The organism is Polycladomyces abyssicola, assembly GCF_018326425.1.
Lineage (GTDB): Bacteria > Bacillota > Bacilli > Thermoactinomycetales > JIR-001 > Polycladomyces > Polycladomyces abyssicola.
The window spans coordinates 2,300,628-2,322,654 of sequence record NZ_AP024601.1 but is presented as its reverse complement, the minus strand read 5'-3'; the positions used below and the strand labels follow the sequence as shown (position 1 = coordinate 2,322,654).

21 protein-coding genes are annotated in these 22,027 nt (G+C 53.2%); 17 read left to right on the top strand and 4 right to left on the bottom strand.

The genetic code is table 11. The annotated features are described in order from the left end of the window. Positions 1-386: 386 nt before the first annotated feature. Positions 387-725: a hypothetical protein gene (locus KI215_RS11635; RefSeq protein ID WP_212772892.1), complete on the top strand. Its 339-nt coding sequence runs from the start codon at positions 387-389 to the stop codon at positions 723-725. 77 nt (positions 726-802) lie between these two features. Here KI215_RS11635 and KI215_RS11630 read toward each other — a convergent pair whose 3' ends face one another. Next, a complete protein-coding gene (locus KI215_RS11630; protein ID WP_212772891.1) occupies positions 803-1,228 on the bottom strand; it encodes a hypothetical protein in 426 nt (141 codons plus the stop codon). Between the two features lie 83 nt (positions 1,229-1,311). On the opposite strand from KI215_RS11630, the gene KI215_RS11625 reads away from it, so the two are divergent. Next, positions 1,312-2,433 carry a S8 family peptidase gene (locus tag KI215_RS11625; RefSeq protein ID WP_212772890.1) on the top strand — a complete coding sequence of 374 codons (1,122 nt, stop codon included), beginning with the start codon at positions 1,312-1,314 and terminating at the stop codon, positions 2,431-2,433. A 14-nt stretch (positions 2,434-2,447) separates the two neighbouring features. Here KI215_RS11625 and KI215_RS11620 read toward each other — a convergent pair whose 3' ends face one another. Next, a complete protein-coding gene (locus KI215_RS11620) occupies positions 2,448-3,728 on the bottom strand; it encodes a S8 family peptidase (protein ID WP_212772889.1) in 1,281 nt (426 codons plus the stop codon). 334 nt (positions 3,729-4,062) lie between these two features. On the opposite strand from KI215_RS11620, the gene KI215_RS11615 reads away from it, so the two are divergent. Both KI215_RS11615 and KI215_RS11610 read left to right on the top strand, forming a co-directional pair. After that, on the top strand, positions 4,063-6,045 hold the full coding sequence (locus KI215_RS11615; RefSeq protein ID WP_212772888.1) for a peptidoglycan D,D-transpeptidase FtsI family protein: 1,983 nt from the start codon (positions 4,063-4,065) through the stop codon (positions 6,043-6,045). A 16-nt stretch (positions 6,046-6,061) separates the two neighbouring features. Then, positions 6,062-6,643: a DUF502 domain-containing protein gene (locus tag KI215_RS11610; protein WP_212772887.1), complete on the top strand. Its 582-nt coding sequence runs from the start codon at positions 6,062-6,064 to the stop codon at positions 6,641-6,643. Between the two features lie 68 nt (positions 6,644-6,711). On the opposite strand, the gene KI215_RS11605 is transcribed toward KI215_RS11610, so the two are convergent. Continuing rightward, positions 6,712-6,906 carry a gamma-type small acid-soluble spore protein gene (locus KI215_RS11605; protein WP_212772886.1) on the bottom strand — a complete coding sequence of 65 codons (195 nt, stop codon included), beginning with the start codon at positions 6,904-6,906 and terminating at the stop codon, positions 6,712-6,714. Between the two features lie 113 nt (positions 6,907-7,019). On the opposite strand from KI215_RS11605, the gene asd reads away from it, so the two are divergent. The 3 genes from asd to KI215_RS11590 all read left to right on the top strand — a co-directional run bounded on the left by asd (position 7,020) and on the right by KI215_RS11590 (position 9,974). After that, positions 7,020-7,898, top strand: coding sequence for an archaetidylserine decarboxylase (gene asd / locus KI215_RS11600; protein WP_212772885.1), 879 nt, complete (start codon positions 7,020-7,022; stop codon positions 7,896-7,898). 35 nt (positions 7,899-7,933) lie between these two features. Then, entirely contained in the window at positions 7,934-8,530 is a 597-nt protein-coding gene (locus KI215_RS11595; RefSeq protein WP_212772884.1) for a rhomboid family intramembrane serine protease, read from the top strand. Positions 8,531-8,735: 205 nt separating this feature from the next. Beyond that, positions 8,736-9,974, top strand: a complete 1,239-nt coding sequence (locus tag KI215_RS11590) for an MFS transporter (protein WP_212772883.1) — start codon at positions 8,736-8,738, stop codon at positions 9,972-9,974. Positions 9,975-10,106: 132 nt separating this feature from the next. Here the strand turns inward: KI215_RS11590 and KI215_RS11585 are convergent, their stop codons facing one another. Next, on the bottom strand, positions 10,107-10,445 hold the full coding sequence (locus tag KI215_RS11585; protein ID WP_212772882.1) for a DUF4870 domain-containing protein: 339 nt from the start codon (positions 10,443-10,445) through the stop codon (positions 10,107-10,109). A gap of 56 nt (positions 10,446-10,501) precedes the next feature. Between KI215_RS11585 and KI215_RS11580 the strand changes: the two genes are divergently transcribed. The 10 genes from KI215_RS11580 to KI215_RS11535 all read left to right on the top strand — a co-directional run bounded on the left by KI215_RS11580 (position 10,502) and on the right by KI215_RS11535 (position 21,474). Then, positions 10,502-11,041: a gamma-glutamylcyclotransferase family protein gene (locus KI215_RS11580; protein ID WP_212772881.1), complete on the top strand. Its 540-nt coding sequence runs from the start codon at positions 10,502-10,504 to the stop codon at positions 11,039-11,041. A 16-nt stretch (positions 11,042-11,057) separates the two neighbouring features. Continuing rightward, positions 11,058-12,095, top strand: coding sequence for an SIS domain-containing protein (locus KI215_RS11575; protein ID WP_212772880.1), 1,038 nt, complete (start codon positions 11,058-11,060; stop codon positions 12,093-12,095). Beyond that, positions 12,096-13,067 (top strand): ROK family protein, encoded by a 972-nt coding sequence (locus KI215_RS11570; protein ID WP_212772879.1) that lies wholly within the window; start codon positions 12,096-12,098, stop codon positions 13,065-13,067. 78 nt (positions 13,068-13,145) lie between these two features. Beyond that, positions 13,146-14,240 (top strand): extracellular solute-binding protein, encoded by a 1,095-nt coding sequence (locus tag KI215_RS11565; protein ID WP_212772878.1) that lies wholly within the window; start codon positions 13,146-13,148, stop codon positions 14,238-14,240. Further along, complete coding sequence (locus tag KI215_RS11560) at positions 14,210-14,581, top strand: type 2 periplasmic-binding domain-containing protein (RefSeq protein WP_246512102.1); 372 nt, start codon at positions 14,210-14,212, stop codon at positions 14,579-14,581. Before KI215_RS11565 ends, KI215_RS11560 begins: the two co-directional genes overlap by 31 nt. A 313-nt stretch (positions 14,582-14,894) precedes the next feature. Then, positions 14,895-15,650 (top strand): polysaccharide deacetylase family protein, encoded by a 756-nt coding sequence (locus KI215_RS11555; RefSeq protein ID WP_212772876.1) that lies wholly within the window; start codon positions 14,895-14,897, stop codon positions 15,648-15,650. A gap of 169 nt (positions 15,651-15,819) precedes the next feature. Next, the gene (locus KI215_RS11550) at positions 15,820-17,094 is read left to right on the top strand and encodes a hypothetical protein (protein ID WP_212772875.1); all 1,275 of its coding nucleotides are present in this window, start codon (positions 15,820-15,822) and stop codon (positions 17,092-17,094) included. Beyond that, on the top strand, positions 17,091-17,966 hold the full coding sequence (locus KI215_RS11545; RefSeq protein ID WP_212772874.1) for a sugar phosphate isomerase/epimerase family protein: 876 nt from the start codon (positions 17,091-17,093) through the stop codon (positions 17,964-17,966). Before KI215_RS11550 ends, KI215_RS11545 begins: the two co-directional genes overlap by 4 nt. Next, the gene (locus KI215_RS11540; protein ID WP_212772873.1) at positions 17,963-19,696 is read left to right on the top strand and encodes a polysaccharide deacetylase family protein; all 1,734 of its coding nucleotides are present in this window, start codon (positions 17,963-17,965) and stop codon (positions 19,694-19,696) included. Before KI215_RS11545 ends, KI215_RS11540 begins: the two co-directional genes overlap by 4 nt. After that, positions 19,693-21,474, top strand: a complete 1,782-nt coding sequence (locus KI215_RS11535; RefSeq protein WP_212772872.1) for a glycoside hydrolase family 20 zincin-like fold domain-containing protein — start codon at positions 19,693-19,695, stop codon at positions 21,472-21,474. The genes KI215_RS11540 and KI215_RS11535 overlap by 4 nt, the downstream gene beginning before the upstream one ends. Positions 21,475-22,027: the final 553 nt, after the last annotated feature.

The following is a 22,027-nucleotide window of genomic DNA, read 5'->3' as shown; positions in this document are numbered from 1 at the left end:
TTTGTCCGCTGTAGGTATCTTCGAAAATCCCTCGATGCGAAAACCGGCTCTGATTTGCCCTTGGATTTGGTCTTCCAAAGTGTGTCCGAATTTGATAGCCAAATCATTGTTATTTTTCTAATCGGTGGAGTGAGCCAGGAAAACGAATCGGATTGATTTATCTGTCACGCCTTAGGCCCAGGCCCTTTTTTGACGGGCTGGGTGAATAACGTGTGCATTCTCCCAGTCGAGACATACATGTAATGGTGTAAGCATCGGGGGATGATTGGATAAAAATTGTGGTGGTCTTTTTCTGGCAAAGCGACCTTTAACTTGGCGAAACGAAGAAAAAGTGGAAGGTACCCGTTAAAAATGATGTGACACCATTCGCAAGGGGAGGGTACGTCATGACTGCACAATCGCCACGTCAGCACATTTCGAAATCGGCCTCGAGATTGGTAAACAACAAGTGGTTGCAGAGCGAGCTGGATCGGTTTTGTGAATCGTATCGCCATCAACGTTCCCAGGGCTGGCTTGATTGGGTTGCGGAACAGGGACAGGGAGAACAGGGACGACAGAAGATCATGCAACTCCTGCGCCAAATCCAATCCGCTCAGTCGGCAACTGCGCCCACGGAGCGGTGCGAAGACGATTCAGGTACCGATCAGGTGGAGGCCAAGCGGATTGCATACCTGTTGACCAAAACGCGAAAACATCGCCCGCGAAAGAAAAAACAGGGGCGTTGAGGTGTTGCCGGCATCGGCCGACTATCCCCCTTTCCACCCCCAGTGAGTTCCTGCCATGGTGAGGTTAACCCATCACCCTATTTCTTCTTTTTCTCCATCACATGTTTGACTATTTTTTCCAATGACGGTGCGTTGAGGAGATCGAACAAACTGTCCCCGTCCGGGGAGTGCGGCTTATAAGGGGAGTTGTTTTCATCCTTGGCTGGGGGCGATTGCTGGGAAGTGGTCGGTGTCTTATTGGGTTGGGGCGATTGCTGGGAAGTGGTCGGTTTCGGGTTTTTCCCATCCGATTTGGGTTGCATTTTAGACAGGGAGGAAATGACGTCGCGAAGAAGGTCTTGGTCTTTAACGGCATAAGAGAGGTTAGTCAACGCTTGTATCCATTGTTCCATTTGGGAAGTCATCAACGATATTTCTTTGGTCAGGAGATTCATTTTCTCCATCCCTTGAATCAGGTTCCGCTTGTTGGCGGAATTGTCATTGGAAGACCGTTTGGCTGGCATGGTATCCACCCTCCTGTGGTACACGCATTCGGTCTCAATATATTCGGTTTCGGTGGAAGAAGTGATGATGGGGAGTGAATAAGATGAAGATGCCGGAATGGTTTAATTCCCCGCCTCCTTACCGGCATGATCCGAGACAGCAGCGGGTTCGAAAGATATTTTATGTCAGGAAATGGAGCGATCCGCGAACGTTGATGCGCTATTTTCGCCAAATGGGCTGTCGGTCGTTTCGGTTTCTGCCGTACCTCCACATGGTGATCGGCGAGTTTGTTCATGATCATCCTCGTGAATCGGAGCACTATTTGGGTTTGGAATATATCGAACCCGACATCAAAGTAACGATCACTGATCCCTATGTGGGAGCGGTGGTCTCGGAACAGCCCTATACCGTGCCCTGGGGCGTTCGGCAAATTGAGGCCAACCGTGTGTGGAGGATCAGCCGGGGGCGTGCGGTGAGGGTGGCGGTGATCGATACCGGGATCGCTCATGATCATCCGGCGATCCGGGACAATTACCAAGGGGGCAGCAACATTTTGTCTCCCATTTTTTCTCCGTATGATTACAATGGTCACGGAACCCACGTCGCGGGAACGATCGCCGGACGGTCCAACGAGCTGGGCGTTTTAGGGGTGGCGCCGCGCGCCCATCTATATGCGGTCAAAGCGTTCAACCGAAAGGGCAGCGCCAATCTGTCCGACCTGTTGAGTGCGATCAATTGGTGCATTGAAAACCAGATGCAGGTCGTCAACATGAGCTTTGGAATGGACAAGGCGAGCGAGGCGCTTCGCCATGCGATTCAAATGGCTCACAGGCGGGGCATCGTGATGGTGGCCGCTGCAGGCAATCAGGGCAACCGGTCGATGATCGACTATCCGGCTCGCTACCCGGAAACGATTGCGGTGACGGCTACGGGGAAAAACGGGCAGTTGGCTTCCTTCAGCAATCTGGGGGAAGGGACGGATCTGGCGGCACCGGGGGACAAAATTCGTTCCGCATGGTTGAACAATTCGACCCGCGAGATGAGTGGAACGTCGATGTCGGTGCCCCACGTAACCGGCACAGTGGCCTTGATGTTGTATCTGCGTTCCGAATTGACGCCGGAACAGATGCGTAAAATCCTCATCCAGACGTGTGAACCGATCAGCGGAACGGAGCTGTTGGGGATGGTAAATGCGTATCGTTGTGTGCGTGTATTGGCTCGGTAACATCGGGCGGGTGATCAGGCTCTGACCTGACCCCGTCCTTGTTCGTTTTCCGGGAACTTGAGATCTTGTGCTTTTTCAAGCAGTTGTTGTTTCACTTGATCGGGTGTGAGGGCGGGATCGGACGTGAGAATCAGGGCGGCGACACCGGCTACGATGGGGGTGGCCATCGACGTTCCGGATAAGGAGGTATAGTTGTCACCCACTCGCCTGTCAGGAGACATTTTATCCAAGTAGGAACGTTTCACACGCAGGGAAGTGATTTGGCTGCCTGGAGCGACAAGGTCGGGCTTGACGATCCCGTCGATGGTTGGCCCTCGGCTGGAAAATGAGGCGATCGTGTTGTCACTATTGTCCACTGTGCTGTGGTCATCGGTGGCCCCGACAGTGATCACCCGAGGATGGATGCCCGGACTGGCGATGGTTCGGGGTTCGGGCCCTTCATTTCCGGCGGCGACCACGACGGTGATGCCGTGATTCCATGCTTCTTCCACCGCCTGACATACCGGGTCGTCTTTATAGGAGTGTTGGCTGGTGCTGCCCAGTGACAAGGAGATCACACGAATGCCGTATTCATCGCGATGATCGATGCACCACTGGATCCCTTCGATTACGGTGGACAAGCTGCCGGAACCCATTTTGTCCAGTACCTTGACTCCCACCAAACGGGCTTTAGGAGCGGCGCCCCGGTACTTACCGCTTGAACGGTATCCGTTTCCGGCGGCACATCCGGCGCAATGTGTGCCGTGGCCGTTATCGTCGTACGGGTTGGTTTTCCCTTTAACAAAGTCCTTGAAAGCGATGATCCGGTTGGTCGGCTGTGTCAAATCAGGATGCGGATGGATGCCTGTGTCCACAACGGCGATGGTGACACCCTCCCCCTCATTTCCCCCGCTCCAGACTTGGGGAGCACCTACGGAAGGAACGGCGGTGTCCAGAAGCGCATGCACCTTGCGGTCCAAATATACTTTTTCCACTGACGGCATTTCCAAAAGCGACTGAAGTTGGGACAGCGACAGCTGGGCGGCAAACATCCCGATGCTGTGGAAATATTTCATGGTGGGACAGCCGATTTCATACATCCACTTTTCGGCCCATTGCAGGCTGGCGGTGGAGGAGGGGGACATTTTGATGAGTACGCGGGTGCGGGACAGTACGTGTATAACATGGGTGGCCAGATGGTGCAAAAAACAGGGAACACGGCGTAGTGTCTGATACCGTTGGATGAGATGGGTACGTAAAGCGCCATCCATCCGTTTACTGTGTTTGTGAATCCATGCGGCATGAGTGTAAGACATGGTGATGATTCTCCTTCCAATCAATCTCGTATAGTTTTACATTATGATTGGTAGGAAAAGTTTGTCACAACCGTTGTCCTTTTCACGTAAAGTTGCGCTTTTGTCCCCTTTTGCCGCGAGGTTTTGTGTTAAACTAGAAGACGGATTTTGCGAAGGATTTTCAGGGAGTGTCTGGCCAGTAGTCTCTGGTAATGGTAGACCTCATGAAAGAGTGGGCCTGTTTCCCACAAGTGATTTTGGAGATCAAGCGAAACTGGAACGAGAAGAAACAGGTTCACCCCGAAAAAGCGGATTGCCAGACACCCATAACCGTAGAAGGGTTGGGATGATCGGGATGATCAGACCGAAACATCACATGACACCGAAAGAGATGAGTTTTCAACGGTTGCATGTGTTGTGGCTGTTTGTTTTTCTGCTTTTTGTGATATTGGTTCTCAGATTGAGTTGGGTGCAGTTGGGCGGGGGAGAACGATATCATCGCCTCGCTGCTGAGAACAACTTCAAGCAAATTCCCGTTCTTGCCCCCAGGGGCAATATCTACGACCGGAACGGCAAACCGATTGTGACCAACCAATCGCTGTATACGGCCATTTATTTGGAAACGGACGACCCAAAAGATCGAAAGCTGGCGACTGCCAAACGGTTGGCCCAAGTATTGCATCTGCCGTTGGAAGAAGTTCTTCAGTCGATGGATGTAGGTCTGGATGCCAAAGGAAATGATGTGCCCCGCCGAGAGCCTCCCTATTATCCGAAAAAGATCAAGGACCGCCTGACGGAACGAGAAGTGGTCGAACTGGTGGAAAATCCATCCCTGTTTCCCGGAATTAACGTGATCATGGAACCCCTGCGCAAATATCGGAATGATACGTTTGCAGTGCAGACGATTGGCTATGTCCGATCATTCGCAGGAGCAAAATCCTCCTTGAAAAAATACAAATCAGCTGCGGAAAAGCCGGATCAAGGGGGATACCTGGATTGGGAACAGGTGGGGATGGATGGAATTGAGTACAGCTACCAGGACCAATTGCGAGGCAAGCACGGATACCGTCTGGTGAGGGTAAATTCATCGGGAAAAGTAGTGCAGGTACTCAAAGAGGTGCATCCTCGACCGGGTAACAGCTTATATTTGACATTGGATGAACAAATGCAGTTGGAGACAGAGAAATTTATCGAGGAGCATTTGCGCCATTTACGGACGATGGGAGGCAAAAACCAGGCGCCATACGCCAAATCGGCCTACGCGGTGGCGATGGAAGTCAAAACGGGTAAGATCCGGGCGATGGTTAGTTACCCCGACTACGATCCGAGTATTTGGAATCGGCGCGTTTCGCCCAAAGACTACGAAAATCTGCGATTTGTGATTCGCAACGGCACGATCGAAGAGGCGCCATTTGATGCCAGCGGTTACGATAACCCGGACCGGGTGGTAAACCGGCATCCATTTTCGGTGTTGCCCTTGGGGTCTACGTTTAAGCCGCTGATGGTTTTGATGGGGCTTCAGGAAAAGTTGATCACACCGTGGACCTATTGGGCGGACCCGGGGAAATTTTACTATGCGGAAGCGACTCCGCCCATTCGCAATGCCGGCGGGCACAACTACGGCGTGCTGAATCCGATCCGGGCGCTGCAAAAGTCCTCCAACACCTTCATGGCATGGTTGGGTACGAAATGGTACCGGCGGGACAAAGAAAAGGCGCTGAAAAAATTTCTGGACTACACCCACCAGTTTGGGTTGGGTGTTCCGACGGGCGTCCGGTTGAAAGGGGAACAGGACGGAACGGAAGACTATCGCAGCATCGCCAAGCGTTTCTCCGGATTGGGTGCGATGGCGCTGGCCTCATTTGGGCAGGCCCAACGTTATACCACGTTGCAGCTGGCACAGTATGCGGCCACTTTGGCCAACAAAGGGGTACGGTTACGTCCGCAGTTGGTGGAAAAAATAGTAGATGCAAACAATAAGGTGATTGAAGAAACGAAACCGGAAGTGTTGAATCGCGCTGCGATCAATCCTCGGTATTTTGATACGGTAACGAAGGGGATGGTGGCGGTTACTCAACCCGGCGGCACCGCTTCTCAGCTGTTCAAAGGACTGCCGTTTCAGGTGGCCGCCAAGACCGGTACGTCGGAGCAGGATATTCCGGGACGCGGCCGGGTGGAAAACTCCGTATTCATCGCCTTTGCTCCTGCCGACAATCCGCAGATCGCAGTAGCCGTTGTGGTGCCGGAAGGAGGCTATGGTGCGGTAGGGGCCGGCCCGATTGCGGAAAAGATGATACAACTTTATTACCAGCGTTTCATGCAGAACCAGGCCCATTGACGGGGGGAGATTATCAATGAAACGGTGGCGCGTGATGAAAAGACTCACCGTCTATTTTCTAAACGGATTGTTGGTCGTTCTGCCACTGGCGGGTACCGTGTACCTGTTGCGCTATGTGTATCAGCTGCTGAACGGCTGGGGGATGTTTTGGCTGCCCGATCGCCTGGAAATACCCGGGCTGGGCGTTTTGGTCGTCATCGGCTTTGTCCTTTTGGTCGGGTTTCTCGCCCGTTTGTGGGTAACGAAAAAGCTGCTGGACTGGATGGAGTCCATCATACAACGTTTGCCGCTCATCAAGGGAATTTACAGCACACTGAAGGATACCATTCATTCCTTTTTTGGCGAGAAAAAATCGTTTGATACCGTGGTCTTCGTCACTGTGGCGGGAACAAAGCGGATCGGTTTTCTGACCGTGAAAGAACCATGCTTCACCACCCGAGACGGAAAAGAGTATGTTGGTGTGTATTTCCCCCAGAGTCTGCAATTTGCCGGGGATTTGCACTGGTTCGAACGGAGTGAAATCGAGGTGTTGGATCTCCCCGTTGACGAAGCGCTTCGCATGGTGTTGTCGGCCGGTGTGGCAGGAAAATCCAAATAAAAGGACATCGCAACAAGTAAAACGCCCATCCTGTCACAAGGACAGGATGGGCTGGGTGATCATTTCGCTTACTGTTGGTTTTGCTGTTTACGGCTTTGGGACTGTTGGTTTTGTTGACGAACTTGTTGAGCGTTCGTTTTGGAACCAGCAGCGCCAGCCGATTCAGTAGCGAATTCGGTTTGGAACGCTTGGCGGCCCGCAGACTGTTGGTTTTGCTGACGGACCTGTTGAGCGTTGGTTTTCGGCGTACCTTTTTGGTACATGGATGATCACCTCCGATCAGTATTCTCCCCGTCCAAACGCGATTCAGTCATGGAATTTCGAACCATGAACAGGAAATGAGCGGAAATTCATCACGGGATTTGAGGAGGACATAATGAAAGACCGGATGTTAATGACTTTGCTGCATGCATTGCCCAAAAAAACGATTTCCCGATGGATGGGGCGTTTCGCCCGCAGTCCTGTAAGCAAACGCTTCATCCCTTATTACATCAAACGGTTTGACATCAACCTGTCGGAAGTTGAAAAGCCATGGAATGAATATGAAAGCCTGATGGAGTTTTTCGTTCGACGACTAAAGCCGGGAGCACGACCGGTCGATCCTTCTCCTGATACGGTGGTGAGCCCAGTGGACGGTACCATATCCCAGCTCGGAACCATCACCCGAGACACGCTGATCCAGGCAAAGGGATTGGATTATCAGTTGGAGGACCTGTTGGGGGGAGATCGTGAGCGGGCCAAACAATTTGAAAACGGAACATTTGTCACCATTTATCTGAGTCCGCGTGACTATCACCGGATTCACGCCCCAATTAAAGGGCGTATCCAGGGTTTGACCTACATTCCCGGCACGCTGTTTCCGGTCAATACTTTTGGCGTTCGAGCCGTTCGCGGATTGTTTGTGCGCAATGAACGTTTGATCACCTATCTGACTTCCCCGGAATTGGGAACGGTGGCCCTCATCAAAGTGGGTGCGACCAACGTGGGGAGTGTCAAAGTGACATACGACCCGGAAATCGTCACCAATCGTCCGCGTCAAAAGCAATTGAAGAAGAAATCGTATGATCCCGAACCGGAATTGGAAAAAGGGGAAGAGTTAGGACGGTTTGAGTTTGGTTCCACCGTCATTTTGTTGTTTGAAAATGGAAAGATACAATGGTGTCGGGATTGGCGTCCGGAAGATCCGGTTCAAATGGGCCAACCTATCGCAAAGGCGCTTCACCGGTCCGACACACTTTTAAGTCAGCGCAGATGATCGGCACACCCTAATCCGAAGAGGGGGAAACGGTGGTGTTTGGGCACACACAAATCCCGTTGCAGCGATTTCCATCTTACTTCCCGGTCGTCACCGGCATTCTCGCGGTACAAACGGGGTTGTTCGCCATGATGACATTGCAGGGCGGGACGACCGACCCGGAAGTGCTCATCCGTTACGGTGCCTACGAAAGCATGCTGGTGTCGCAAGGCGAATGGTGGCGGTTGGTTATCCCCGTGTTTCTTCATATCGGATGGATGCATTTTTTGTTCAACAGTTTTGCCTTATATCTGTTGGGGCCGCAGTTGGAATGGTTGATGGGGCGGATCTGGTTTTTACTTTTGTATCTTGCTTGCGGAACCATCGGTAACCTGGTTACTCATTGGCTGGATTATTCAGTCATCACGGCGGGGGCGTCAGGGTCCATATACGGCCTGTTCGGTGTTTATCTGTATCTGTACTGGCGGCGTTCGATCGATCCGGAAACCGGAAAGGGATTAGTGGCGCTTGTCGGGATCAATTTGCTGATCAGTCTGTTTCAACCCAATATCAACCTGGCGGCACATTTGGGAGGGTTATTGTCAGGTTTTCTGCTGACGGAACCATTGTTGCGGTTGCGTAGGCACTCCTAAGGCGTGACTGTACTCCGTTTCACCCGGGTGCTCCTTTTCCTCTCGCCTTTTTTCTAAACTTGAAGGCGCTAACCGGAAAAGGGGCACCTGCCTCTTCTGTAGAACCACCGCCTCGTTCACCATCCTGTCATCCCCAGTATTTTTTACCTTGGGAGAGATCGCTTAATGCTGTGCATGCTGGTTACCCTATCAATGGGTGATTTGCATGGGCATACTCAACCAATTGAATCGACTGGATCGGCAAGCTTGGTTGTTGTTGGCGATCAGTGGATTGTTTGCCGTCTCCACTGCGTTGTCTAACACGTTTGTCAATGTGTATCTGTGGAAGCTGAAACGGGACTATGGATTGATCGGTTGGTTCAACCTGCTTCAGTATGCGGCCATGGCGGTCACGTTTATCGTGTCCGGGCGCATGGCCAAAAGTGTGGATCGTGTGATTGTGATCCGTTGGGGAGTGGCCGTGCATGCATTGTTCTATTTATGTGTGCTGTTGCTCGGTGACGGATCGGCTCGATACATTTCCTGGTTGGGCGGCTTGCTCGGAGTTGGAGCCGGGCTGTTCTGGTTGGCATTCAATGTTTTGTACTTTGAGATCACCGAGCGGAACAACCGGGATGTGTTCAATGGGATGAACGGATTTTTGGGGTCGGCAGCCGGAATCGTTGCCCCTCTGTTATCCGGTTGGATCATTACGCACGTGGACAGGTTAACGGGGTATCGCATCGTTTTCGGTCTATCTATGGCCATTTTTCTGGCGGCGGTCATGGTCAGTTTTTTGTTGAAACGACGCAAAGTGGAAGGGGAATACCAGTTGGTCAGTGTGCTCCGTCAGTCCTTTCGCATGAAAGAGCGCTGGCGGTGGGTGATGGCAGCCAGTGTGGCGCAAGGGGCACGTGAAGGGGTGTTTGCTTTTCTGATCGCTCTGCTCATTTATGTCACCACACAAAACGAGATGGTATTGGGCAGTTTTCTGACAGTCAGCTCACTGGTTTCCCTGATCGCTTTTTTGTTGGTGGGCCGTTATTTACGCATGCAATGGCGCGATGAAAGCTTGTTTGTCGGTACTTTCATGATGGGTGTGGTCGTCCTGCCGTTTGTCTGGAAGGTGGACACATGGTCATTATTTTTGTTGGGAGTAGGAGCAGCCCTGTTTTATCCCCTGTATATGGTGCCGCTGACGTCCACCGTCTTCGATGTGATCGGTGAAAACAAGACATCGGCTCGTTTGAGGATTGAATATGTAGTGGCGCGGGAATTGGCGTTAAATCTGGGAAGGGTACTGAGTCTGGCGCTTTTTCTGTGGTGGGTGAGCAGAACGAATGATTGGGAACAGCTGCGTTGGCTGTTGCTGATCATCGGTTTTGTCCAGATTTTTGTTTGGTGGACGCTGCGACATGTGCCGCCGGTGTCGATGACCACCAAACCGAAACCAGGAAGCTCTTGACCGGCGTTAAGCCGTTTCCAGCCAGCGAAACAGGAAAACGTATGGGTATACAGATCATGAGGGATCAAATGAATCAATACACCCCGGCCGAATCGGCCGGGGCGATTTATCATCGGTGCCCTATGAATGTGATCAAATTTTTTGTGCCCACCGACCCGTGACAGGGTAGGAATACCACAGTCCGTTCCAGGTCTGGATCACCGCCCAAACCGTAAGGATGAAAGCGGACAGTGCTACGAGTGGGAAGAGCAGGAATCCGATCAGCACCAACATCAACACTTTGGATGTAAACAGCGCGACCAACACCCCGACGTGGAACATAAACGCTTCTTTGGCGTGATGTTCCACAAACGGGGATTTGTCTTTAACCAAATATACCAACAGCGGCAACAACAATGGAAAAAACACCAGACTGGCATGGCACAGGATTGACCACACTTTGTCCCGATTATCGGTTGATGTGGGTTGCATATTCGTTTCACCACCTTTTTCCTATTTTACCCGGCTTTTTGTTATAATGAACATGGGTGACGAAAAATTATTTCATATTAGAAAATATCGAAATAGTCAAAAGAAAGGGGGAACAGCTGCTGTATTATTTTGCCTACGGTTCGTGCATGGATGAGTCAAGTTTTGCCGGAACCGTCGGAAAGGACCAGTATCAATTGCTGGGTGGTGCCAGGCTGAAGGATTATCGTTTGGCATTTCCTCTCTACAGTCAATCCAGGGGAGGTGGTGGTGTGGGCGACATCCTCCCGGATCCGGGCGGTGAAATGGAAGGGGTCTTGTACCGGTTGAAGCTGGCCGCATGGCCGCCATTGGATGAACGGGAAGGGGTCTCACAGGGAACCTATCGGCGGATGAAGGTGAACGTGATCTGGGACAGCCGTATGATCGAAGCGGTGACGTACACGGTGGTGAACAAGGCGGATCGGGAATTTCGCCCCAGTCCATTGTATTGCCGGTTAATCATGAATGGAGCCAGGCGGCATTTGAGCGACGCTTACTGCAGGAGATTGATCCGTGAATGGAAAGAACGGTTCGGCATAGAATGGCCGATCCGATAATGAGGAGGAGATGCTGTTGCCCGGTCAGGTGACCATGAAGGAGATGGCGGAGCAGGCTCAGGCATGGCGGACGGTTTGGGAAGCGCGTGATTCGTCCCAGGCTGTTTGGCGCAAATTGTTGTCGGCGGGCCGAATCGAGGAACTGGTGTTCACCGGTTGCGGATCGTCCTTTTATCTTGCCAGTTCGGCGGCAGCCGCATTTTCCAAATGGACGACTTACCCTGTCAAAAGCGTGCCCGCATCGGAGTGGCTTTTATATCCGGATCAGCATGCATCGGGCAAGCGCACACTGTTGGTGATCATCTCCCGGTCCGGTACGACGACCGAGTGCCTATGGGCGGCGGAAGCGGCGGAAAAAATGCCGGGTTTGCGTACTTTGGCCGTTACCTGCCACCCCGACAGTACGTTGGCCCAACGTTGTGATGATACGCTGGCAATACCCGCCGGACGGGAAGAAAGCGTCGTGATGACCAAATCCTTCACCAGCATGCTGTACCTGCTGCTCGTCAGTGCCGCTTTGCTGGGCGAAAATCGGCATGCACAAGCTGAATTGGCGGGATTGCCAGATTGTGCGGCCGATTGGTCGCAACTGGCAGCGGAGGGGAAGGCTTTGGCCGGAGAAGATTACCGGACAGTGGTTTGTTTGGGGGCGGGACCGTTGTACGGAATTGCCCAGGAAGCCGCATTGAAGGTAAAGGAGATGGCCGCTCAACCTTCTGAAGTATATCATCCGCTGGAATACCGTCATGGTCCGAAATCGATCGTGAATGATCAAACGTTGATCGTCTTGTTTGCTTCCGACAGGGGCCGGGAGTACGAACCACGGTTGATGCGGGAATTGAAGCAGATGGGTGGGCGTGTTTGGGTGATCGGAGGGAGTGCGGAACTGTTTGCCGACATGGACCGTCACACGCCGCTGAAGGAAACGGCGGGAGATTGGATCCGTGGGTTGATCGGCCTTTTGCCTGTGCAACAATTCGGCGTGCATTACGCCATCCGTCGTGGATACGATCCGGATCGCCCGCGTCATTTGTCCCAGGTGGTGGAGTTGTAGATGGAATCGGTTTGGCTTGGCATTGATGTCGGCGGCACCAATGTGGTGATGGCTTTGGGAGATGGGGATGGCAACTTGTTCGCCAAAAAACGGATCCCCACCTTGGCGGCGGACGGGGCAGCCAGGGTGCTCAAGCGGATCATCGATGCGGTCGAAGCCATGTTAGCGGAAACGGGGACGCCGGCTTCCCGATTGGGCGGCATCGGTTTGGGTGTTCCGGGATTGGTCGACGCGAAGCGTGGTGTGGTGAGGTTGGCAGTCAATTTAAATTGGCGCCAGGTGGCGGTGTCCGAGGTGTTCCGCAGCCACTTCGGTGTGCCGGTTCACGTGGATAACGACGTGCGGGCAGCCACGTTGGGGGAGTATCAATTTGGAGCAGGCAAGGGTTTTCGCCATTTTTTATGTTTGACACTGGGAACAGGGATTGGTTCGGGGATGTTGTTGGATGGTCGCATTTATGCAGGTGCAACCGGTGGTTCAGGAGAAATCGGCCATATGGTGGTAGATCCTGATGGGATCCCGTGTACGTGCGGCAATCGCGGTTGTCTGGAGACGATCGCATCGGGTCCGTCGTTGGTCCGGTTCGTACGGGAACGGATGGCGGATGGGGTGGCGGTAAATCTCGACGATGATGAACTCACAGTGGAACGCATCGGCTCAGCGTTTGATGCCCAGAATGCACTGGCACGGGAAGCGATCCAACGTGCCGGGAAGTATTTGGGTTTTGCTCTGGCCAATGCAGTGAATCTGTTGAACGTGGAGCGGGTAATTATCGGGGGTGGTGTATCTCTGTTGGGTGACCGTTTGTTTGGGTTTATCCGAAGCGAGTTTCAACGTTTCGTATTACAAGGGGTGGGCAACGGCGTAGAAATCGTCCCGGCTGCGCTGGGGGATGAGGCTGGTGTGGTGGGAGCGTTGGTGTTGGCCCGTCAGACGACAGGGTTTCCCTCGGATACGCCTGCCACGATGTGACTTGTATCATGGAGAGGGAAATCCTATCAACGGAGCGGGACAACCGGCTCAATAGACGAAATGGATGAAGGTGAGAAAGTGACGAAACTGCGGCGCCGCAGTACGTTTGACCGACGGTATGAACGTTTTGTCCGTTCGCTGCGGGATCAAATCGTGACCGGTCAACTGAAGCCCGGGGACTTCATTCTATCTGAACATGAATTGGCCGATCTGTACGAACTGAGCCGCGGCTCGGTGAGAAAGGCGCTGTCGGAGCTGGTGTCCGAGGGATTGTTGCTCAAAATCGCCGGCAGGGGAAACATGGTGACTTACCCTCGAAAAGGAGACATTCGTCTGGCCACGATCAAACTGGGATGGTTTTCCCCTTCCTATGAATTACCCGTGGTTCGTCAATTACTCCAACGATTTGAAGAGCGGTTTCCGATGTTACGTGTTCAGTTGGTGCCGATTCCGACCCCGGAGTGTGTGGAGACATTGATGGAGTGGAATGCGTCGGAAACGGTCATTGATGTTTTCGTCCTTCCCGACTTTTTCTTTCTGCGGTGGGTTCAGCAAGGCTGGGTTCATCAGCTCCATCCGTATCTGCCTGAGGAGATGCAACGGGAACAATCGTCTTATCCTCAATTATTGAGCATGTTTCAACACGACGGGGTGCAGTATGCCACACCTTTTGTCTTTTCACCTGTGGAGATAGGCTATCATCGACGGATGTGGGAAAATGCGGGGATCCGGGGGCCCAACCCGATTCGTGATTGGATGGGGTTGGTGGAAACGGCGCGCCGGTGTTCCATACGAACACCGGACGGCGAATGCGATCAGTACGGATTTTGTTTCTCTGCTTCCCGCAATCGATGGCCAGTTTTCCTTTTGCAAAACGGTGGACGGTTGGCTGATGCCGACGGAACGCTCCTTTTGGATTATCCCCGTAATGTCGAAGCGCTTCGTTTTTGTGTGGATCTGATGTATCAGCATCGCGTCGTTCCCGTTTTTTCACATGGAAGTAACCGTTTGGCCGAGGATCTGTTTATGCGGGGGCGTGCGGCGATGATCTTGACAACGTATTATTTCATGAATGAATTCCGATATCAGGGGATGGACTGGGACCTTTACCTCCCCCGATGGGACGCGAAGAGGCGACACTGTTGTTGGGCAACGGTCTGGCCATCAATGTGAACTCGCCCAACCGGGCGGCCGCCGAAGCATTGGTCGATTTTTTGACGAGTCGGGAAGCGCAGTGTGAGATCAAGAGGCAATCATGTACGATTCCGGCGCGTAAAGAGGTAGCGGAAGATCGTACGCTATGGCGATCTGACGTTCACCCCGAACATTATCATGTGTTTGTCGACGTGTTGCCCTATGCGCGATCCATTCGGGATTTGGGGGTCACGGAGGAACAGTTCTCTTTTTTGGAAAATGAACTGCATTTGATGTGGGCCCGTGTGGAGTCGCCTGATGTCGCGTGTCGCAGAATCGCGGAAGAGTGGAGACGCCGTTCGGCATTGCCGACGACATAATCACATTGTTACTGGGTGAATGCATGCAGTTCCATAGCCGCTTTCCCAACTTGGGAAAACGGCTTTTTTGGTCATCAAAACGTCACATCCAACGGGAGTCCCAACATGCAAAATGGTGATGGGGCCGATCAGCTGTAGAGGGACGCGCCCAGTTTATCCCGATTAGGATCGGACGGTGAGAGTGATGCATCATCAGAAAAGGTACATGTGGATAGTGTGGTTGTTGTCGGTGACGTTCCTCGCGGGTTGTTCCCATTCGCACGCACGATCTCAACCATCCTCCAACCACCCTCATCCTGCTCTGGTTGTACATGTGCAGACGCATAAAGCTAAGGAAGCCACCCATGACGCTTTGCTGAAACAAAGATTGCTGACAACATACGGCAACAAGCATCCCGTACGGTGGGGCGAACACATGCCGGGGATCTACCAGCGGTTTGAAACGAGTGAAAAAATCGTCGCCCTTACCTTTGATGCCTGCGGTGGCAAGGAAGGAAGCGGTTATGACAAAAAATTGATTGACTATCTGATCCAACAACGCATTCCGGCAACGCTGTTTATCAACAGCCGCTGGATCGACGCCAATCCAGAACTCTTTCAGTCATTGGCCCACAACCCGCTGTTTGAGATCGAAAATCACGGTTTTCTGCACAAGCCGCTGTCGGTGGATGGGCGATCGGCCTACGGCATAGCCGGGACTCAGGATGTGGGGCAAGTGGTGGATGAAGTGATGATCAATGAACGGAAAATCGAGCGGCTCACCGGACGTAAACCGATGTTTTTTCGTCCGGGTACCGCCTATTTCGATGATGTCGCTGTTCAGATCGTGCATCAGTTGGGTTTGAAGCCGCTCAACTACGATGTACTGGGTGATGCCGGGGCGACGTACAGTACAGTACAAGTGAAGCGGGCGCTGTTGAGTGTCAAACCCGGTTCTATTGTTCTTCTGCACATGAACATGCCCCACGGCGACACGGCAGAAGGAGTGATCCAAGCGATTCCTCTGTTGAAAAAACGGGGATATCGTTTTGTCCTTCTTCAAGAAGTAGCGGGTCAGTTGCGATCTTGATCGATTCGGGAGCAACCCTCACCGCCCTGACATCACGCAGGGCGGTGATTCGCGCTTTATTTATTTCGTTATATTTTTGATAATTCAAAATAGAGGTGATACGTTGGATGAAGGTGAAATACAACTGAAATGGAAATTTCCATCATATCGTGGGGAGAGGGGGGCGCAAATGCGAGTGGGAGTGGCATCCGCTACTATTACTCCACCGTCCGGGGTCGAAATGGCGGGGTACGCGTTCCGGGATCGTCCAGCGGAAGGCGTGTGGGATGAGTTGACGATGCAGGTGATGGTGATCGAACATGACGACACACGCGTGGGAATGGTCACGGCGGATGTAATCTGGTTTGATGCCGAATGGTCGGATGAGGTTCGCCGTGTCTGGATGGCGACAGATTCCCAAATGGCTGATGTGTGGTTCGCCGCGTCGCACACACATAGCGGTCCGCAAACGTCAAAGGGGATGCACCCGGTGTTGGGGAAACCGTCTGATCAGTATCTGATCTGGTTGAAACAGACGGTTCTTCGGTTGGCGGCTCAGGCCGCCGCCGATTTGGAAGACGTCAGGATATATTCTGCACAAGGATGTTGTTCTTTCGGCGTCAACCGACGCCGGCAGGAAGACGGTCGAGTCGTGATGAAACCGGAGGAGAGCGGTCCGCGCGACGACTGCGTCACGGTGGTCGGGTTTCGCCGTGTCGACGGAACTTGGAAGTCATTGTGGTTTCATTACACTTGTCATCCGACGGTAGCAGGCGGATATCATTTTACCGCCGACTACCCCGGGGCGGCACGTCGTAGGATTGAGACTGCCATCCCAGGTGTCAAGGCGATGTTTTTGCAGGGATGCTGTGGGGACATCCGACCGCGCTTGGTAGATGAACGCGGTGCTTTCTACCGCGGGGGTCCAGCGGAAGTGGAACGGTTGGGCCGATTGTTGGGGCAGGAGGTAATTCGTCTCTTGACAGAAATGGAAACCGAGTTTCCATATTTGTCAATCGATTCTCACGAGGTGGAACTGCCATTGCAAACGGTCGTTCCACGTCCTTTCCTACCCGACATCGAAACAAGTCAACTGTACCCGGCATGGCGGGAGTCGGTTAGGAAAAAGACGGGGTGGAAGCCGTGCTTGGACATCGGACGGCTACAGATCAGCGAGCGGGTCGTTCTGTACGGGTTCAGTGCAGAAATGACGGTGGAATACGGACTGTGGCTGAGAAGGCGCTTTCCTCGGCACCGCGTCATCCCCGTCGGTTATGTGAATGGATGTTTGGGGTATCTATGTCCGGCACGTTATGTGGATGAAGGTGGATACGAGGTGGAGGAATCGTATATGTATTTCGGTTTGCCCGCGCCGTTTTCCCGTGAAACGGAGGAACGGGTCAAACGGGGAATCGCCGCGCTCCCCGGTTTGCGGAACGAGCGAAAAGAGGAGGCAGGATCGTGAAGATTTCCGTATTTACGGTGTTGTTTAAAGACCGGAGCATCCATCAAACGTTTCGCATATGTGAAGACTTAGGCGTTGACGGGGTGGAGCTGTACGGAAGAGAACCGCATTTGTCGGAGGAGACTTCCGCTGCGAGGTTGGAGGAGATTAAGGCATTATCAAAAGAATACGGACTGCCTGTGATCGGAATCGGCACGTATCTCGGTCGTTTCTCAACTGACAACGACGCGGATTGCCAACGGGACGTGGAACGATTGGAGCGTTTTTTGGAACACGCCGCCGAGTTGGACTGTCCGCTCATCCGTGTGGGATGCGGCGGTCCGCACGCATTTCGCGCGCACGAGTACCATTTTCTCAAAGGGGCGGAATGGATCCGAAAGTGTGCTGATCGCGCCGCGATGTACGGTTGCAAATTGATGATCGAAATTCATAACGGTTCACTTGTGGAAACGGTCAACGATGCGCTGCGCTTCCTGCGGTTGGTGGACCGGGACAATGTAGGTTTGATTCATGACGCGGGGAATATGGCAATTACTGATACGGATTTCGGCAAATCGTCCATTCACCAATTGAGAGATCACCTGTTTCATGTTCACATCAAGGACGTGGCGCGGGTACCCTCTTCGGATGTGGCCGGCGGATTTCAAAACTTGACTCGTCACGGAATGGAGCATTTCCAACAGCGGTTGTTGGGCGAGGGAGATGTCGACCACCATCCGGTGGTGGAGGGATTGATGGAGATCGGCTATACGGGATATTTGTCGATTGAATCGCATGCGCCTCTGCCTGATGTGGAGCGCGCCAGAGCGGATATCGCGACATTGCGCGCAATCATTGACAAAGTCTCCGCAAAGAGGGCCAATGCCAGATGATCGGGTTGCTTGTACATGACAGAGGGAAGGTGTCGTCGTATTCTCTTTATCTGGAAGAGATCCTGTCTCATGCCGGATTACCCTTTGCCCGCCACGAAACGGTGGCGGAAGCGATGCGGGATTTACCGGCTGTGTTGCTGTCGGTCGGCAGGCCGATGTGCTCTGCGGCCGAATGTGAGAGATTGGCGCGTTTTGTTCATAGGGGAGGCACGTTGATTCAGATCGGGGACGGCACGGGTTTGGACGAGGTGTTGGGCGTCCGATACACGGGTGTGGTTGAAGAAGAAGGGTGGTTGACGGGAATTTCGGACCATCCGGTCACCCGGGAATGTCATGTGCCGCTTCATGCCTTTTCTATCGCTGGAATGAAGGCGCTCACCGCCACGTCGCTGGGTACGATCGTTTCACGGGGAGCGAGTGTGGGGGACGGTATCGCTGTACGGCAAACGGGAAATGGACTGGCCGTGGCAATTTCACCGGATGTGGCAACCACGGTCGTCCGTATTCAACAAGGGATACCGGTCAAGCGGGACGGGGTGCCTGCCCCCGATGGTACCGCACCGATCGACGATGGGATTCTCAAAGCGGAAGACGGAATGGTGCTGGATTGGGAACGGGACCGACAACCGTTCGACGGGGGAGCACCGTTTTTCCAAGTGCCGGTGGCGGATGAATGGCGGAATTTGTTAATCCGTCTCATCTGGTGGGGAGCAGGACGTCAGGGTGTGCCACTGCCCATGCTCTGGTATTGGCCGGGTGGTGTATCTGCGGTGGGGCATCTGTCGTTGGACTCCGATTTGAACGAAGACGAGGCGGCGATGTCGACACTACGGGTGCTCGATCAAGCCGACGTAAAGGCAACATGGTGCGTGATGTATCCGGGCGGTTATCGTCCGGCGACCTACACGGCCATCCGTTCTCATGGCCACGAGCTCGCCCTCCATTACAATGCGATGAAAGACGATGCGCGCTCCTGTTGGGGGGAGGACGATTTCGATTTCCAATGGCGTTGGTTGCGGGAACGGTCGGGTGTTCCGATCGTGACCAACAAAAACCATTATCTGCGCTGGGAAGGGGGAACCGAATTTTACCGGTGGTGTGAACGAAGAGGCATTCGGGTGGATCAGACCAAGGGGCCGACCAAACGGGGAGATATCGGTTTTTTGTTCGGCAGTTGTCATCCATGGTTCCCGATCGAGGATACCGGAGACGGAATGCGGCGAATGGATGTGTTGGAAATTCCTTTGCTGACGCAGGACCTCGTGTGGACCGTACCATTTGAGGTGTGTTTTCCCTTGTTGAATCGGTGCATGCGACATCACGGTGTTGCCCACTTTTTGTTTCATCCGCACCACATTCACACGAAGCCGGAGGTGGCGCGGGCGGTGATTGCCCTGACTGAGGCGGGGAGAGAAATGGGGCTGGTGTGGTGGACAGCGGAGGAGATCGATCATTGGGAGTGGCTCCGGCGTCAGGTTGATTTAGTTTGCTGCAAAAACGAGTCAGGCGAGTGGGAAATTCGCGTCCGGTCTCCTCATGAGATACCGGATGCCACCCTGCTGATTCTGTCTCCGGACGGTCAGGGACACGCGATTCCACCCCTGTCATTCTCGGGTTTGACGGCGGATCGCGTCCGGTTGAAGCGGATGGACGGTTTTGATTTTTACGAGGTAAGGGGAACGATTCGGGCAGGAGACGCGCATGTGCGAGTGGGAGGAGATAGCGGATGAATACGATGCGGTTATTGCCCGAACCCAAGCAGATCTGTTTGCGGGCGGGGAAGTTTGTGCCCGACGCTTCCCAACCACCCGCGGTTTCATTGGATACAGCCTGTGATGAGCGGCTGATGCGCAAGGTGCGCCGTCTCTCTGACACCGTTCGGGTGGAAGCCGTATCCGGTTTTTCTCTGGTATGGGGAGATCCCGCACCCATCGCGGAAAGGGAGCGTCCCCGTCATCCGGATGGGTATGCCTTGTCGGTGGACGAAGGTGGAATCCGCCTGGTTGCTCCCACCGCCCGGGGATGGTACCACGGTTGGCTCACCCTGCAACAGTTACGGGAGGAGGACGGTGGGTTTCCCGCATGTATGATCCAGGACGAGCCGTGTGTCTCCCTGCGCGGCATTCACTTGGATTTCAAGGCCGGGGTGCCGACAACGGCATATTTGGAAGAGGCGATCATCGAACTGTCCCGTTACAAGATTAATCTGTTGCTGGTCGAGTATGAGGATCGCGTTCCCTGGGGGGATGAAGGGTGGCGGCATCCCCATGCGTTGACATTGACCGAGTTGGAACGGCTGCAGCAAGTCGCCCACGATCACTTCATCGAGGTGATGCCGTTACAACAAACGTTTGGTCACCTGCATTACATTTTGCGTCATGACCGGTGGGCTCGGTTTCGCGAATTGCCGGATCAGATCGGGGATCTCTGCCCCTCTCATCCCGAAGCCGCCGCCTATGTGGAAACATTGGTCGAACGGATGATGGCGGCACACCAAGGGTCCCGCCACATTCACCTCGGAGCGGATGAAACCTTCCATTTGCACGCATGTTCCCGGTGCCGTGAACGATGGGGGGAGGACGGCCGCGAAACCAATTACGTCCATCATGTCAACCGGATGGCGGAGCTGGTGCGACGACACGGGAAAATCCCGGTCATCTGGGACGATATGCTGCGGGGCATGTCCGACCGGTCACTGGATCAATTGTCTCGAAACATTTCCCTGATGGTTTGGTGCTACTATACCGGTGACCGTATTCATCAACAGATTGACCGGCATATCGAACGGTATCGGACATTCGGGTTTCATCTGTTCGGCGCGGGTTGTATCCAGGGGGCTGATGAACATGCATTCCATTTGCCCAATTACAGAGTGCGGGCGAACAACCTGGCCGATTGGGCTCAGCGTCTGGCCACTGGTTCGTGGGATGGGGCGGTGGGGACGGCATGGGCTCGGTATACGAGTGTCCATCCCCCCACCGAACCATTTCCGGTGATCTGGTACGGAGCGCTGTTGGCGGCCGAATGTTTTTGGACTGGACAACCACCGGACTTGACGAGAGTGGACGATACCGTCAGCCGTCGGCTGTTCGGGACGAAGACGACAATCCCCTTTCACCGCATCAATCCCGGCCATTATGCCAACGGGCTGTACGACGATCCGGAAGCGATGGAGGCTTTAGCCCGTCAAGCCGTACGACGGCGTCGGGAAGCGGAAATGTACCGCATGATGGCCAAACTGCGCCATTTGCAGTTATGGACCCAACATGCATTGGAGCATGGATACCGGATCGACAGGGGATGGAGTACACGAACGGAAACTGCCATCGTGTGCGGATACGTAAAAGAAGCGTTACGGATGGCCGATGAGTGGGAACAGGAGGCGCTGCCACTATTTACTGCCTTTTATCGTCCGCGAGATGCCGAAGAATGGCTGGCCTCCCGTCTGGACCTTATCCGGCGGCAGGCGGGTGATGCGCTGAAGAGGTGGCAGGGTGACGGAACATAAGAAACGGTAAGCGAAGTTCTGTTTGGTGTTTCTTCTCAAAAATCGCCAAAAATAAGGCCATAATGATCGTTGCCCAATCCATATCTTCGGCTTCTTGTATGCTTCTCTTTGGATTTCTCTATGATTTAGCATGCCTGCAAATAGGTACATTTAAAAGATTCAGGTGAACAGGCATTGTTTGAACGAATTTTCTGAGCTATACTGATATTAGTCTGCTTATGTGTATGGGAGACCCGTCACAGATTTTGGACGGGTCTTCACTCTTTTCTTTCTGTATTTGTTATCAGATGTGATGAAATGTCTCAAGATCAAAGCAAATTACGTCTTTTTTATGCGATTGTCCATATTTTAACAATAGCCGCAGTGGAACATAGGAGGTCTTTTGGAAAGATATTGATGGCGATCGTGTCTCTTCTCATTCTATTTTTTTCCCTTCTTCTTTTCTCAATTGTCCACTGGTAACCTTACAGCTTTGAAAAAACCAGCGGAAAACCGCTGGGTTTTGTATTCCGACTATTTCCTACTAGCAGTTGGCAAGCTTGTAAATACATTT

Coding starts and splice junctions, on each gene's coding strand:
- KI215_RS11625 (WP_212772890.1), top strand. CDS start 1,312: ATGAAGATGCCGGAATGGTTTAATTCCCCGCCTCCTTACCGGCATGAT.
- asd (WP_212772885.1), top strand. CDS start 7,020: ATGAAAGACCGGATGTTAATGACTTTGCTGCATGCATTGCCCAAAAAA.
- KI215_RS11585 (WP_212772882.1), bottom strand. CDS start 10,445: ATGCAACCCACATCAACCGATAATCGGGACAAAGTGTGGTCAATCCTG.
- KI215_RS11605 (WP_212772886.1), bottom strand. CDS start 6,906: ATGTACCAAAAAGGTACGCCGAAAACCAACGCTCAACAGGTCCGTCAG.
- KI215_RS11570 (WP_212772879.1), top strand. CDS start 12,096: ATGGAATCGGTTTGGCTTGGCATTGATGTCGGCGGCACCAATGTGGTG.
- KI215_RS11610 (WP_212772887.1), top strand. CDS start 6,062: ATGAAACGGTGGCGCGTGATGAAAAGACTCACCGTCTATTTTCTAAAC.
- KI215_RS11630 (WP_212772891.1), bottom strand. CDS start 1,228: ATGCCAGCCAAACGGTCTTCCAATGACAATTCCGCCAACAAGCGGAAC.
- KI215_RS11635 (WP_212772892.1), top strand. CDS start 387: ATGACTGCACAATCGCCACGTCAGCACATTTCGAAATCGGCCTCGAGA.
- KI215_RS11590 (WP_212772883.1), top strand. CDS start 8,736: ATGGGCATACTCAACCAATTGAATCGACTGGATCGGCAAGCTTGGTTG.
- KI215_RS11550 (WP_212772875.1), top strand. CDS start 15,820: ATGCGAGTGGGAGTGGCATCCGCTACTATTACTCCACCGTCCGGGGTC.
- KI215_RS11620 (WP_212772889.1), bottom strand. CDS start 3,728: ATGTCTTACACTCATGCCGCATGGATTCACAAACACAGTAAACGGATG.
- KI215_RS11615 (WP_212772888.1), top strand. CDS start 4,063: ATGATCAGACCGAAACATCACATGACACCGAAAGAGATGAGTTTTCAA.
- KI215_RS11535 (WP_212772872.1), top strand. CDS start 19,693: ATGAATACGATGCGGTTATTGCCCGAACCCAAGCAGATCTGTTTGCGG.
- KI215_RS11540 (WP_212772873.1), top strand. CDS start 17,963: ATGATCGGGTTGCTTGTACATGACAGAGGGAAGGTGTCGTCGTATTCT.